Origin of the sequence: Sphingopyxis sp. (assembly GCF_035944815.1) — a bacterium.
Lineage (GTDB): Bacteria > Pseudomonadota > Alphaproteobacteria > Sphingomonadales > Sphingomonadaceae > Sphingopyxis.
The window spans coordinates 263,903-277,717 of sequence record NZ_DASZAU010000010.1; the positions used below are offsets into that span (position 1 = coordinate 263,903).

A 13,815-nucleotide genomic window follows, 5' to 3' on the forward strand; every position below is an offset into this window, starting at 1 on the left:
TTGCCGCCCGCGCCGCCCTCGCCCTCGGTGCGACCATGTTTTTCGCCGCGACTCCGGCGCAGGCCGAACTGATCAACGCGACCAGCCCGGGAACGATCAAGGCGATCGTCGAATCGCAGGGATGGCCCGCGACGATCGTCGCGAAACCCGGCGACGATCCCTATATCGAGAGCAGCCGGAACGACCTCAAATTCCTTGTCCTTTTCATGAATTGCACCGAGGGCAAGAAGTGCAAGACGCTGCAATATTATATGGGTTTCAGCGACGCGAAGGACGTCTCGCTCGAAAAGCTCAACCGCTGGAACAAGGACAAGCGCTTCGCGCGCGCCTATAAGGACGACGAAGGCGACCCGGTGCTAGAAATGGACGTCGACCTCGATTTCGCGGGTATCCCGCGCGAAAATGTCGGCGAGACCTTCAACACCTGGGCGTCGCTGATGGACAGCTTTCGTGAATATGTTTTCGAAAAATGAGGTTGCCGCCCTCCCCTTCGCGGGGAGGACGTGCAGCGCTGGCCACGCCTGACAGGCCTACGACAGCCTTACCATCAAAATTCCGCAGATGCCGCTGGTCAGGGCGGCTGCGCTGCGATATCCAAAACCGATCGGGTCGCGCCATTTTGGGGGAATTGCATGTCTTCGATCAAAAGCCTGACAACGTTTGCGCTGTCGGCAGCCCTTTTCGCCGCCGCCACACCCGCCACCGCGCAGACCATGACCGCCGATCCCGCAGCGATCACCGCCGCGCTGAAGGCCCGCGGCATGCCGGTCGAGCAGGAAAAGGACGACGACGGCAACCCGGTGCTGCAAACGCAGTTCGACGAAGGCACCAAATTCACCATCTATTTCTACGGCTGCACCAACGGCCTGAAATGCGATTCGCTACAGTTCCACACGCTCTACAGCGACAGCAAAGCCACCGTCACCACGTTGAACCAGTTCAACCTCGACCGCCGCTTCGGGCGCGCCGCGTTTGAGGCCAGCGGCGACGCCGGCCTCAGGATGGACTTCAACCTTGCCGCAGGCGGCATGTCGAAGGCGCTTTTCCTCGATAATATCGAGCTTTGGAACGAGCTGATGACCGTCTTCGTCGACTTCATCTACGAATAGGTCAGGCGTTGCGGAGAGCGCCCGCAACCAGCTTTTGCAGCTTCGAATGGACCGCGGCGCTGCCGGCGATGAATTCGCTGCGCTCGATCGCGCGGTCGCCGCCGCGGAAATCGCTAACGAAGCCGCCGGCTTCGCGCACGAGCAACATGCCTGCCGCGACATCCCAGACCTGCAGGTCGCTTTCCCAGAAGCCGTCGTAGCGGCCCGCGGCGACCCATGCGAGGTCGAGACTGGCGGCGCCGAAGCGGCGGATGCCGGCGACTTCGGGAGCGACCGCACCGAAAATGCGGCTCCACTGTGCCATATTGCCGTGGCCCATGTACGGAATGCCGGTCGAAATCAGGCATTCGTTGAGGTTCCGGCGCGACGCGACGCGCAGGCGTCGGTCGTGGAGCCACGCGCCGCGGCCGCGTTCGGCCCAATAGCTTTCGTCGGTGACGGGCTGGTAGACGAGCGCCGCCGTCACATCGCCCCAGCCGCCGCCCGGCTTCGGCTCCTGCACCGCGATCGAGATCGCGAAATGCGGGATCGCGTGAAGGAAGTTCGACGTGCCGTCGAGCGGATCGATGATGAAGCGCGGCTTGCCATATTCGCCCTCGATCTCGCCGGCCTCTTCCATCTTGAAGCCCCAGCCCGGACGCGCGTGGGTCAGCTCGTCATAGAGCGTGCGCTCGGCGGCCTGATCGGCCTTCGACACGAAATCGGCGGGGCCCTTTTGCGAGACCTGCAGATGCTCGATCTCACCGAAGTCGCGGCGCAGCTTCGTGCCGGCCTTGCGCGCGGCGCGTTCCATGACGGTGATGATGCCGGATACGGCCATGTCAAATCTCCACCCGCCCGATCGCGCGGGCGGTGATTTCAGTTAGTCGGCGCGGCGGACATATTCGCGGTCGTACACATGCACGACGATCTTCGTTCCGCTCGTGATGTGCGGCGGCACCATTACGCGCACGCCATTGTCGAGGATCGCAGGCTTGTACGACGACGACGCCGTCTGGCCCTTCACGACCGCATCGGCCTCGACGATCGTCGCTTCGATCGTTTCGGGGAGTTCGACCGAGATCGGGCGTTCTTCCCAAAGCTCGAGCACGACGTCCATGCCGTCCTGCAGGAATTCATGCGCTTCGCCGACGACATCCTTGCCGATGTTGATCTGTTCGAACGTATCCTTGTCCATGAACACCAGGTCGTCGCCCTCGGCGTAGAGGAACTGGAAATCCTTGGTGTCGAGGCGGACCTTTTCGACCGTGTCGGCGCTGCGGAAACGGTTGTTGAGCTTGCGCCCGTCGATCAGGTTCTTGGCTTCGACCTGCATATAGGCGCCGCCCTTGCCCGGCTGGGTGTGCTGGATCTTGGTGACCTTCCAGATGCCACCTTCATATTCGATAATATTGCCGGGACGGATTTCAACGCCGGTGATCTTCATCGCGCACACTCGCTGTTCAAGGATGGAAAGAGCAGGCCGGCACCCCGCGGGCACCGGTACAGGTGCGCGCCTTTAGCCGCGCGCGCGCCGAAGGGCAAGCTCGGTGTCAGCGCGTGGCGACAACCATCGCGCGCGTCCGCCGGTAGCTGAGCCAGACGAGCCCGACGAACAGGATCAGGCCGACCCACGGCGCATAGGGCGCATAGCCGTCGCCGACGACCGCCAGCGGTGCATCGCTGCCGCTCCCCGCAACGATCCCCGCATAAAGCACGCCGAACAGGCTTTCGCCTACGATCATGCCCGTCGCCGTGAGCACGCCCATGCGGTGCGCGAAGCTCGCGTTCGGGCGCTTCGCCGCCCAGCGGTCGTAGAACCAGCCGCCGACCGCGCCGATCACCACCGGCAGGATCACCGCCATCGGCAAATAGATGCCGATCCCGATCGCCAGGGGGGGAAGCCGCAGCTTGCCCGCACGGCCGAGCAGCGCGTCGACAATGATGAAGCCGACCCCCGCAAGCGCGCCGTAACCGAGCATCGTCCAGTTGAGATCGCCGCCGAGCACCCCTTGCGCGAGCGACGAGATCAGCCCCGCCTGCGGCGCGGCGAGCGCGTTCGGCCCTGCCCCCGGCGCGCCGACGAACCCCAGCGTCTCGTTAAGCACGTTGAGCACCGGCGGCACGACGAGCGAACCGAAGATCACGCCGATGATCAGCGCGACCTGCTGTTTCCAAGGCGTCGCGCCGACGAGCTGGCCGGTCTTCAGATCCTGGAGATTGTCGTTCGAGATCGTCGCGATTCCGAAGACGAGCCCCGTGACGATTAGCGCATAGGCGACCATCGCGCTCACTTCGGCCTCGCCCCCGCCCCGGCCGAGCAAGCCGAGCAGGAGCAGCGACGAGGCGATGATTGCGAGGATGCCGATGCCGGAAACGGGCGAATTCGACGCCCCGATCAGCCCGGCCATATAGCCGGTGACCGACGCGATCATCAGCCCGACGATGACGATGAAGAGAATCGCCCCCGCGATCAGCGCGAAGGACGCGCCCGCGAGCGGTCCGCCCGACAGTTCGGACCAGAGCAGCACGCCGATCGGCAGCATCAGGAACAGCGAACCGCCGAACACCCAGTTGATCGACATATCCTGTTCTTCGATCGCCAGCGCCTGCCCGCCCTGCCGCGCCCGCGACGCGGCCATTGCCGAGCGGATGCCGCCGATCACCGGACCCGCGATCTTGATCAAGGTCCAGATCGCGGCAATCGCGATCACCCCCGCGCCGAAGAAACGCACATCGGCGCGGAATACCGTATTCGCCAGCGTTTCGGGGTCGCCCACCCCGCCTTGCGTCAGGATCGGCAGCAACACCCACCAGCCGGTGATCAGCCCGACGAGCTGCGCCATGCCGACCGACAGCCCGACAAGGTGGCCGACGCCGAAGAGCGCGAAGGCAAGCCCGCCCGCAATCCCCGTCGCGCCGCTTCCCACGGCAAACCAGCGCGCGACCTCGGCGCCGGCGAGTTTCATCTGCGTGAGCAGCGTGAAGCCCGCGGCGACGAGGCTGTTCCACACCAGCGCCGACAGGCCCGCCTTATTCTCCTCGGCACCCTCGGCGCTCGCCGCACCGACCTGCAGCACTTCGGCGGCGGCGCGGCCTTCGGGATAGGGCAGGTCCGAATCGACGACGAGCGCGCGGCGGAGCGGCACCGAGAAGAGCACGCCCAATATGCCGCCGAGCATCGTGATCGCGGTGGTTTCGATGAGCGGGAAGCCCTGCCAATAACCGACCATGACGAGCCCCGGCAGCACGAAGATGATCGCCGCCAGCGTGCCCGCGGCGCTTGCGATCGTCTGGACGATATTATTCTCGAGGATCGTCGACCCGGCCATATAGCGCAGCAGCGCCATCGAAATGACCGCCGCCGGGATCGAGGTCGCAAAGGTCAATCCGACCTTCAGCCCCAGATAGACGTTCGCCGCGGTGAACGCCAAGGTGAGCAGGCCGCCCAGCAGGATAGCCCGGATCGTCAGTTCGCGGCCGCGAGACGTCGGCGTAGTCGTTTCGGTCATCAAAAATCTCCCCGCCCGTGTCTTGCGGCGCCTTGCGCCCAGCGCAAGCGAAAAGCCATAAACCGCTGGCCATTGGACCGAAACGCCAAAAGCGACGGGCCGATTTCCTTTTGACGCATCGGTCCAATATATCGCCGGGCATCAAGGCCATATCGGCCGGCATGATGAGTATCGATCTTTCCGACCTGACGCCGAAGCCGCCTCGCGGCACCGCAGCATCTTCGTCGCGCGGGGCACCTTGCGCCGGCCTTTTTGGCTGGCGCAAGGATGCGGCGGCATCGCCCGCCCCGAAAAGGGAGCCGAAGACGCCGGGGCGCGACTACCCGGCGGGCTGATCTTCGAGAAGCGCGCCGAACGCGCGCACCGCCGCCCCGGGGCCTTCGGGGTGCGCCCAGACGCCGCCCGACACCGCAAGGAAATCAGCCCCCGCTTCGATCAGCGCCGGCGCATTTTCGACGGTAATCCCGCCGATCGCAACACAGGGCAGTTCGAACATGCCCTGCCACCACTCGAGGATTTCAGGGTCGGCCTGGTGCTCGACGGCCTTGGTCGTCGTCGGGAAGAAGGCACCGAATGCGACATAATCGGCGCCCGCCTCGCCCGCTTCCATCGCGAGGTGGCGGCTTGCGTGACAGGTCACGCCGATCTGCGCCTGCTGGCCCAAGATCTTGCGCGCTTCCTTGGGGTCGCCGTCGTCCTGCCCGAGATGGACGCCGTCGGCGTCCAGCCGCTTGGCCAGCGCCACATCGTCATTGACGATAAACGCCACCTCATGTGCGGCGCAAAGCGCCTGCAACGGCTCGGCAAGCCGCGCCGCCTCATGCTGGTCGATATTCTTGACGCGAAACTGGAACGCGGCAACCGGGCCGGCGCCCAGCGCTTCGGCGAGCCGATCGGGAAAATCGCCGCCGACGTCGAGCGGCGAAATGAGATAGAGTTGGCAGGTCGGTGCTTTCATGGCGCGTTCATAGCGGCGACGTCACAGGCGGGCAAATGCAGAACATACACCGCCTCGCGATCATCGCCCTCCCCGCCGCCCTTGCCCTTTCCGCCTGCGCCACGACGCGAGCCGCGCCGCTGCAGGGCGGCAGCGACGTCGCGCTCGGCCAGAAGGCCTATGTCGACGGCCCGCTCGTCCAGCCGGTCGAAGTGGTCGAGGACAGCCGTTGCCCGATGAACGCGCGCTGCGTGTGGGCGGGCCGCGTGCGGGTGAAGATGGTGTGGATTCGCGGCAATGGCGAGAAGCAGCCGTTCGAAGCGACGCTCGGTGAGCCGGTCCAGCTGGCCGACGGCCAGTTCACGCTCGAATCGGTGCGACCCGAAAAGATGACCAATGTGACGATCAAGCCGTCGGATTATCGCTTCTCGTTCCGCTTCGCGGGCGGGCTCTAAGCCCCGCCTCCCGTTGATCGTCATCCCGGCGAAGGCCGGGATCTCTTCGGTGGATCGAAACGCTACGGTGAGATCCCGGCCTTCGCCGGGATGACGAAATATGAAGGGCGGCCCTAGCGCACCCGCGCCAGCACGAACCCGTCCCAGCCCTTGGCGCCGACCGTCTGGATGGCGGTCGCGTCGAGGCGCGGGTTGTCGCTCAGCCTATCGAACAGCGCGCGCGTGCCGACGATGCGTTCGTCGTCGCTGTCCGCCTCCAGCACCCCGCCCTCGCGCACGACGTTATCGACGATAATCGTGGTGCCGGACCGGCCAAGCCGGATAGCCTCTTCGACGTAGCGGACATTGCTCTGTTTGTCGGCGTCGATGAAAACGAAATCGAAGGGTGCCTCATCGGTCATCGCCGCCAGGCTTTCGATCGCCGGGCCAACGCGGATCTCGACCTTGCCGGCCAATCCCGCAGCTTCCAGATTCGCTTGCGCAACGCGCGCGTGATGCGCCTCGAGTTCGAGCGTCAAGAGCGATCCGCCCTCGGGCAGGGCCCGCGCAAGCCAGATCGTCGAATAGCCGCCGAGCGTCCCGACCTCGAGGATGCGCCGTGCGCCGGCCATCTGCGCGAGCAGGAAGAGCATCTTGCCCTGCGCCGCCGACACGTCGATCGGCGGCAGCCCCTGTTTTTCATTGTTCGCGAGGGTGGTGGCAAGCGCATCGTCCGCGCCGAGCAATTTGCCGGCGATATAATCGTCGACGGCTTGCCACCTCTCTCCCATCACTTCAGGCCACGGAGGCCGCGTGAATTTCGTTGATCGCGCCGCCGAGCGAGGCGTTGAATTCCTCGTCGCTCATCTGGTGGCGGAGATCCTCCAGCAGCGCGCGGCTGAAGCTCGCGATGATGCCGGGATTCTTCGCCAGTTCGACGCACGCCTCGGGACGCGCAAAGCCGCCCGACAGCGCGACGACGCGCAGCACCTTGGGATGATCGACGAGCGGCTGGAACAGCCCCGCTTCGGTCGGCAGCGAGAGCTTCAGCATCACCGGCGCGCCGGTCCACGCGTCGAGCGCGGCGAGCATTTCCTTGAGCAGCAGGCGGTCGGCAGCGTCGCGTTCGGCGCTCTTGATGTTCACTTCGGGTTCGATGATCGGGACAAGGCCGTGCGCGGCGATCCGCGCGGCTTCGGCGAACTGCTGCTCGACGATCGCCTTGATCCCGACCGGGTTGGCGAGGTTGACGACGCTGCGCATCTTGGTGCCGAACACGCCTTTTGACACCGCACGCTCGCACAGGTCGTCGAGGCCGGGGTTCGCCTTCATCAGCTGGACGCCGTCGGCTTCGTCTTCCAGACCCTTGTCGACCTTCAGGAACGGCACCACGCCGCGTTCCCAGAGCAGCGCGGGGACGGACTTGCCGCCGGCGTCGCCGTCCATCGTGCGTTCGAACAGGATCGCGCCGATCACCTTGTCGCCGTTGAAGCAAGGTGCGGTGACGATGCGGCTGCGCATGTCGTGGATCAGCGCGAACATCTCTTCATCATTGGAAAAGGCGTCGGCTTCGATGCCATAACCCTTCAATGCCTTGGGCGTCGAACCGCCGCTCTGGTCGAGCGCGGCGATGAAACCCTGCCCCGATTTGATCTGGTCGAGCATGGCGGCATTGACGGTGGTCATAGGATCTCCGGTGGTTTGCATACGTATGTGGCGGTGCGCATAGCGACCCCGTAGCCGGGATGCAAATACGCGAGAAAAATCAGGCTTTGAGCGCGTCCACGCCGGGAAGCGGCTTGCCTTCCATCCATTCGAGGAAGGCGCCGCCGGCCGTGGAAACGAAGGTGAAGTCCTTGCCGACGCCGGCGTGGTTGAGCGCGGCAACCGTATCGCCGCCGCCCGCGACCGACGTCAGCGAGCCTTCGCGCGTCAGGGCCGCGGCGGTCTTCGCCAGCGCGACGGTCGCAGCGTCGAACGGCGGCGTCTCGAACGCGCCGAGCGGGCCGTTCCAGACCAGCGTGCGGCAGTTTTTGAGCACATCGGCCAGCGCCTCGACCGCGGCGGGGCCGATATCGAGGATCATTTCGTCGGCCGCAACCTCGTGGACATTCACGGTGCGCGTCGGCGGGTTCGGGGCGAATTCCTTTGCCACGACGACGTCATAGGGCAGGTGGATGGTGCAGCCCGCCGCATCGGCCGCGTCGAAAATGGCGTTGGCGGTATCGACGAGGTCATGTTCGCACAGCGACTTGCCGACATCGACCCCGCGCGCGGCGAGGAAGGTGTTCGCCATCCCGCCGCCGATGATCAGATGATCGACCTTGCCGACAAGGTTGCGCAGAACGTCGATCTTGCTCGACACTTTCGCGCCGCCGACCACCGCAGCCACCGGATGCGCGGGATTGCCGAGCGCGGCGTCGAGCGCCTTGAGCTCGGCTTCCATCGCGCGGCCCGCATAGGCGGGCAACCGGTGCGCGACGCCCTCGGTCGAACCGTGCGCGCGGTGCGCCGCCGAAAAGGCGTCGTTGACGTAAAAATCGCCGATCTCGGCCAGCGCGTCGGCAAAGGCGGGGTCGTTCTTTTCCTCGCCGGGATAGAAGCGCGTGTTTTCGAGCACCGCGACGTCGCCCGCGGCCAGCACCGCGACGCCCGCCTTGGCGCCCTCGCCGACGGCCTCGGGGATGAACATGACCGAATGGCCGAGCACATCTTCGACCCCGCCCATGACGAGGCTCAGCGACTGCGTCGGGTTCTTTGCGCCCTTCGGGCGACCGAAATGCGCGAGCAGCAGGACGATCGCGCCCTTGTCGGACAATTCGCGGATCGTCGGCATCGCCGCCTCGATCCGCGTCTTGTCGCCGACCGCGCCATCGATCATCGGGACGTTGAGGTCGACGCGCACGAGTACGCGCTTGCCGGTGACGTCACCGATATCGTCGAGGGTTTTGAACGCGGTCATCGACATTTCCCTTTGGTTCAGAGGAACTTGGCGATCACACCTGCGGTGTCGATCATGCGGTTCGAGAAGCCCCATTCATTGTCGTACCAGCTGAGCACGCGCACCAGCTTGCCGTCGATGACCGCGGTTTCGAGGCTGTCGATCGTCGAGCTGTGCGCGTCGTGGTTGAAATCGATCGAGACCAGCGGCTCGTCGGTGAAGCCGAGCACGCCCTTGAGTTCGCCTTCGGCGGCTTCCTTCAGCAGCTTGTTGACTTCTTCGGCGGTCGTGTCGCGGCTGGGCGTGAAGGTCAGGTCGACGACCGAGACATTGGGGGTCGGGACGCGGATCGACGAGCCGTCGAGCTTGCCCTTGAGTTCGGGCAGGACGAGGCCGACGGCAACCGCGGCGCCGGTCGAGGTCGGGATCATCGACATCGCGGCGGCGCGGGCGCGGCGCGGATCCGAGTGGATCTGGTCGAGGATCTTCTGGTCGTTGGTGTAGGCGTGGATCGTGGTCATCAGGCCGCGCTCGATGCCGATCTTTTCGTGCAGCACCTTGGCCAGCGGCGCGAGGCAGTTGGTGGTGCACGACGCGTTCGACACGATCACATGCTCAGGCCCGATCTTGTCGTGGTTCACACCATAGACGACGGTCAGGTCGACTTCCTTGGCGGGGGCCGAGATCAGGACGCGCTTGGCGCCCGCGTCGAGATGCGCCTGGCCGCCCTTGCGGTCGGTGAAAAAGCCCGTGCATTCGAGCGCGATGTCGATGCCGTTGGCGGCGTGAGGCAGCTTGGCGGGATCGCGCTCGGCGGTCACCTGGATGCGCTTGCCGTTGACGATCAGGTCGTTGCCGTCGACTTCGACGGTGCCGTTGAACGGGCCATGGACCGAATCGCGCTGGAACAGGCGCGCGTTCGCCTTGGCGTCGGCCAGATCGTTGATCGACACCAGTTCGAGATCGTGATCGGTGCGCTCCAATATGGCGCGCGCCACGTTGCGGCCGATGCGTCCGAAACCGTTGATTGCGACTTTCACTGCCATGTCGATGGGTCCTTTCTGCGTGGGGTAAGCCGGTCCTTAATTGCCGAGCTTTGCCAGGATCTGGGGTGCGATAGCGTCGGCGGTAAGGCCGAAATGCTTGAATAGGTCTTCAATCGGCGCCGATGCGCCAAAGCTGTCGATGCCAAAGCGTAGGCCATGGTGGCCGGTATAGCGTTCCCAGCCGAACGTCGTGCCCGCCTCGATCGACACAATCAGCGCATCGTCGGGCAGGATATCGGCCTGATAAGCCGCGGTCTGTTCGTCGAAGAGTTCGGTCGACACCATCGAGACGACGTCGGTGCCGCGACCCGCAGCCTCGAGCTTGTCGGCGACTTCGATCGCAAGCGACACTTCCGAGCCGGTCGCGACGAGCACGACCTTGCGCGCAGCCGAGGCATCGCGCAGGCGGTAACCGCCTTTCGCGCAAAGATTTTCCGTGACGTCATGACGCAGCGGGGGAAGATTCTGACGGGTAAGCGCGAGCAGCGACGGCCGGTTTTCCTGCGCGAGCGCGAGCGCCCAGCATTCGGCGGTCTCGACCGCGTCGGCAGGTCGCATGACGAGCAGGTTCGGCATTGCGCGCAGCGACTGGAGATGCTCGATCGGCTGGTGCGTCGGCCCATCCTCGCCAAGACCGATGCTGTCGTGCGTCATCACATAGACGACGCGCTGCTGCTGGAGCGCCGACAGGCGGATCGCGGCGCGGCAATAATCGGCGAACACGAGGAAGGTGCCGCCATAGGGGACGACGCCGCCGTGCAGTGCCATACCGTTCATCGCCGCGGCCATGCCGAACTCGCGGATGCCGTAATAGATATAGCGCCCCGAATAGTCATTCTTTGTCAGAGGCTTGGTCGACGACGTTTTGGTGTTGTTCGAACCGGTGAGGTCAGCGCTGCCGCCGACGAGCGATGCGATATCGGCGGTGAGCGCGGTCAGCGTATTCTCCGACGCCTTGCGCGTCGCGACCTTCGGCGGCTCAGCGACGAGCCCGTCGAGATAGGCCTTGAAGGCATCGCCCGGAACGACCTTGCCGCTCAGACGCGTCTCAAAATCGCTTTTCTTTTCGCTGGTTGCGAGGCGATCGTTCCAATCGGCATGAAGTTTCTTGCCCTTCTCGCCGAACGCGGCCCAGGCCGAAGCGATGTCGGCGGGAATGACGAAAGGTTCGGCGGTCCAGCCCAATTCGTTGCGCGCCGCCGCGATCTCGTCGGCGCCGAGCGGCGCGCCGTGCGTCGCCGACGTGCCCTGCTTGTTCGGCGCGCCGAACCCGATGATCGTCCGGCATGCGATCAGCGACGGACGATTGTCGGTCAGCGCGGCATCGATCGCACGGCGGATATCCGCGGGATCATGGCCGTCGCAGCTTTCGACGTGCCATCCCGTCGCCGCATAGCGCGCGCCGATATCCTCGCTCGTCGACAGGTCGGTCGATCCGTCGATCGTGATCTTGTTGTCATCCCACAGCACGATCAGGCGTCCCAGCTGCAAATGCCCAGCCAAACCAATGGCTTCGTGGTTGATGCCCTCCATCAGGCACCCGTCGCCCGCGATCACATATGTGCGATGATCGACAAGATCGTCGCCATAGATCGCGTTCAAATGCCGCTCGGCAATCGCCATGCCGACCGCGGTCGCGAGGCCCTGCCCCAGCGGCCCCGTCGTCGTCTCGACGCCTTCGAGCTCGAAATTCTCTGGATGCCCGGCGCACGGGCTGTGCAGCTGGCGGAAATTGCGGATGTCATCAAGCGTCGGACGCGCATAGCCCGCGAGGTTGAGCGTCGCATAGGCGAGCATCGAACCATGGCCGGCCGACAGGACGAATCGGTCGCGATCGGCCCATTTCGGGTCGGTCGGGTCGAATTTCAGATAATCCGAATAAAGCACGGTGGCGACGTCGGCCATGCCCATCGGCATCCCCGGATGACCGCTGTTTGCGGCCTGTACGGCGTCCATCGCAAGCGCACGGATCGCGTTGGCGAGCTGACGTTCGGGCAGTGTCATAAGTCCCCCGGGAAAGGATGTGAAGATGACCGGATTCGGTGGGGACAGCCCTTTGCGGGGGTAGGGTCAGGAGTCAACCGCTCGCGGCATATTGCCGCACAAATTCTGGCGCATTCGGGCGCGGACAGGCGATTGCGCCCCTCCCTCGGCGCTGCTACCTCTTTGGCATGGAACTCGATCTCGACGAATCCAGCCTGGCCATCGGCCGTATCGAACGCGCGCTGAGCCGCATCGAAAAAGCCCTGGCCGATCGGGGAAACCGCCCTGCACCCGCCGTTGCAGCACCGGCCGCCGACCAGTCGGCGCTGAAGGCTGAAGTCGCTGCGGTGATCGGAGAACTCGACCTGCTGATCGCGGAGGCCAAGCGTGGCTGACGTCAAACTGACCATCGCCGGACGCCCCTATGATGTGCATTGCGCCGACGGGCAGGAAGCGCAACTGATCCAGCTTGCTTCAGTCGTCGACGAGAAGGTCCGAACGATGCCGGGCGGCACCGAGGTGCGACAGTTGCTGTTCGCCGCGCTGATGCTGGCAGACGAGGCGCAGGAAGCACGTACCAAGGTCGAAAAGACCGAACCGCAGTCCGATTCGCTTCGCGCGGCAGTCGCGCTTGCCGAAAGCCGCGAAGCGGCCGCGCGCGATGAATTGAAGGAGGCGCTGGCGCGCGAGCAGGCGGCGCTGAAAGAACTGGAAGCGGCACGCCAGAATGCACCGGCAGCGGCGCCTTCGGGCAATTCGTCGAACGACCGCGCGCTCCTGCAGATTGCCGATCGCATCGAAACGCTGGCGACGAAAGTCGAGCAACTCCCTTGAGCCCAGCGGGCCGCGCTCCTACATAGGGGGCGGCGGGCACTGCCCTGCACGAGCCGTTGCGAATATCCCTGAGGCGATACATCATCCAAGGGGGCTGTCCCTGCCCGGACCCTGGTCCGACGTACATGGTCCCCACCTGACGTTACTGGCGTCAGAGGATTTTCCGGCAAACGACTACGGTGGTCCCGCCAACCTGCCCGCCAAGCTCCCGAGGAAGCGATGACCGACCTGTCCGCCGACCTCGTCCAGGAAAAACGGAAACTGCGCGAAAGACTTCGCTTTCGGCGCAGGCATTTCGCGGCGAATCTCGATGACATGGCGCAGCTTGCCGCCTTTCGCGCGCTGCCCGCGCCGCTTTCGGAGCTGCTCGCCGATCATGCCATTGTCGGCGCTTATGCGGCGTGGGGCGACGAACCCGACATCCTCCCGATGTTTGCGGGCCTTGCCGATGCTGGCGCGCTTGCCCTGCCCCACCATGCCGCGCGCATCGACACCATGGACTTTCGCATCTGGCGGCAAACAGACCCGCTCGAAAAAGGGCCATGGGGCACACAGCAGCCGCTGGGCGACGCTTGGGCGGCGATTCCCGGCATCATCTTCTGTCCTCTGGTGGGATTCGACCGGCGTGGCGGCCGTATCGGTCAGGGGGGCGGCCATTATGACCGCTATTTCGCGGCCCACCCCGGCGCGCTTCGCATCGGTATCGGCTGGTCGGTGCAGGAAATCGACGCTACGCCGCGCGAATCGACCGATATCGCGCTCGACGCGATTTTGACCGAGCAGGAATTCATTCTTTGCGGAGACCGTTTGTGAACCAAGACCCAGCCAATCCGCAGCCGAGCTGGCGCAAACCCGCCGGGATGTTCCTGATCCTCGCATTGATCGCCGGGTGGACGGCGATCGTCGTCAGCCTGTCGCCATGGGTCGGAACCTGGCCGGTGCTGGTGCAGGCGATATTCTATCTTGTCGCCGGAATCGTCTGGATCGCACCGCTGAAGCCGCTGCTGCGCTGGATGGAACTCGGGCGATGGCGCGCCTGA

16 protein-coding genes are annotated in these 13,815 nt (G+C 64.9%); 7 read left to right on the forward strand and 9 right to left on the reverse strand.

Annotation, left to right across the window (positions count from 1 at the left end):
• Window positions 1-35: 35 nt before the first annotated feature.
• Both VGU00_RS16180 and VGU00_RS16185 read left to right on the forward strand, forming a co-directional pair.
• On the forward strand, window positions 36-473 hold the full coding sequence (locus VGU00_RS16180; RefSeq protein ID WP_327470332.1) for a YbjN domain-containing protein: 438 nt from the start codon (window positions 36-38) through the stop codon (window positions 471-473).
• 159 nt (window positions 474-632) lie between these two features.
• Window positions 633-1,109: a YbjN domain-containing protein gene (locus VGU00_RS16185; protein ID WP_327470334.1), complete on the forward strand. Its 477-nt coding sequence runs from the start codon at window positions 633-635 to the stop codon at window positions 1,107-1,109.
• 1 nt (window position 1,110) lies between these two features.
• On the opposite strand, the gene VGU00_RS16190 is transcribed toward VGU00_RS16185, so the two are convergent.
• The 4 genes from VGU00_RS16190 to thiE form a co-directional block, all read right to left on the reverse strand.
• Entirely contained in the window at window positions 1,111-1,929 is an 819-nt protein-coding gene (locus VGU00_RS16190) for an inositol monophosphatase family protein (protein ID WP_327470335.1), read from the reverse strand.
• 42 nt (window positions 1,930-1,971) lie between these two features.
• Complete coding sequence (gene efp, locus VGU00_RS16195) at window positions 1,972-2,535, reverse strand: elongation factor P (RefSeq protein ID WP_327454965.1); 564 nt, start codon at window positions 2,533-2,535, stop codon at window positions 1,972-1,974.
• Window positions 2,536-2,641: 106 nt separating this feature from the next.
• On the reverse strand, window positions 2,642-4,600 hold the full coding sequence (locus VGU00_RS16200; protein ID WP_327470337.1) for an OPT family oligopeptide transporter: 1,959 nt from the start codon (window positions 4,598-4,600) through the stop codon (window positions 2,642-2,644).
• A 319-nt stretch (window positions 4,601-4,919) separates the two neighbouring features.
• A complete protein-coding gene (thiE, locus tag VGU00_RS16205) occupies window positions 4,920-5,558 on the reverse strand; it encodes a thiamine phosphate synthase (RefSeq protein WP_327470339.1) in 639 nt (212 codons plus the stop codon).
• 35 nt (window positions 5,559-5,593) lie between these two features.
• Here thiE and VGU00_RS16210 point away from each other — a divergent pair, with 35 nt between their 5' ends.
• Window positions 5,594-5,992, forward strand: a complete 399-nt coding sequence (locus VGU00_RS16210) for a hypothetical protein (protein ID WP_327470341.1) — start codon at window positions 5,594-5,596, stop codon at window positions 5,990-5,992.
• Between the two features lie 113 nt (window positions 5,993-6,105).
• Here the strand turns inward: VGU00_RS16210 and VGU00_RS16215 are convergent, their stop codons facing one another.
• The 5 genes from VGU00_RS16215 to tkt form a co-directional block, all read right to left on the reverse strand.
• Entirely contained in the window at window positions 6,106-6,762 is a 657-nt protein-coding gene (locus VGU00_RS16215; protein WP_327470420.1) for an O-methyltransferase, read from the reverse strand.
• Window positions 6,763-6,766: 4 nt separating this feature from the next.
• Entirely contained in the window at window positions 6,767-7,636 is an 870-nt protein-coding gene (locus VGU00_RS16220) for a fructose bisphosphate aldolase (protein WP_327470422.1), read from the reverse strand.
• A 100-nt stretch (window positions 7,637-7,736) separates the two neighbouring features.
• The gene (locus VGU00_RS16225; RefSeq protein ID WP_327470343.1) at window positions 7,737-8,933 is read right to left on the reverse strand and encodes a phosphoglycerate kinase; all 1,197 of its coding nucleotides are present in this window, start codon (window positions 8,931-8,933) and stop codon (window positions 7,737-7,739) included.
• Between the two features lie 17 nt (window positions 8,934-8,950).
• The gene (gene gap / locus VGU00_RS16230; RefSeq protein WP_327470345.1) at window positions 8,951-9,958 is read right to left on the reverse strand and encodes a type I glyceraldehyde-3-phosphate dehydrogenase; all 1,008 of its coding nucleotides are present in this window, start codon (window positions 9,956-9,958) and stop codon (window positions 8,951-8,953) included.
• 36 nt (window positions 9,959-9,994) lie between these two features.
• Window positions 9,995-11,962, reverse strand: a complete 1,968-nt coding sequence (gene tkt, locus VGU00_RS16235; RefSeq protein WP_327470347.1) for a transketolase — start codon at window positions 11,960-11,962, stop codon at window positions 9,995-9,997.
• A 167-nt stretch (window positions 11,963-12,129) separates the two neighbouring features.
• Between tkt and VGU00_RS16240 the strand changes: the two genes are divergently transcribed.
• From VGU00_RS16240 to VGU00_RS16255, 4 genes are all read left to right on the forward strand, one after another.
• Window positions 12,130-12,336, forward strand: a complete 207-nt coding sequence (locus VGU00_RS16240; protein WP_327470348.1) for a hypothetical protein — start codon at window positions 12,130-12,132, stop codon at window positions 12,334-12,336.
• The gene (locus tag VGU00_RS16245) at window positions 12,329-12,775 is read left to right on the forward strand and encodes a cell division protein ZapA (protein ID WP_327470349.1); all 447 of its coding nucleotides are present in this window, start codon (window positions 12,329-12,331) and stop codon (window positions 12,773-12,775) included. The genes VGU00_RS16240 and VGU00_RS16245 overlap by 8 nt, the downstream gene beginning before the upstream one ends.
• Window positions 12,776-12,994: 219 nt before the next feature.
• A complete protein-coding gene (locus VGU00_RS16250; protein ID WP_327470351.1) occupies window positions 12,995-13,588 on the forward strand; it encodes a 5-formyltetrahydrofolate cyclo-ligase in 594 nt (197 codons plus the stop codon).
• On the forward strand, window positions 13,585-13,815 hold the full coding sequence (locus tag VGU00_RS16255; RefSeq protein WP_327470353.1) for a DUF2842 domain-containing protein: 231 nt from the start codon (window positions 13,585-13,587) through the stop codon (window positions 13,813-13,815). The genes VGU00_RS16250 and VGU00_RS16255 overlap by 4 nt, the downstream gene beginning before the upstream one ends.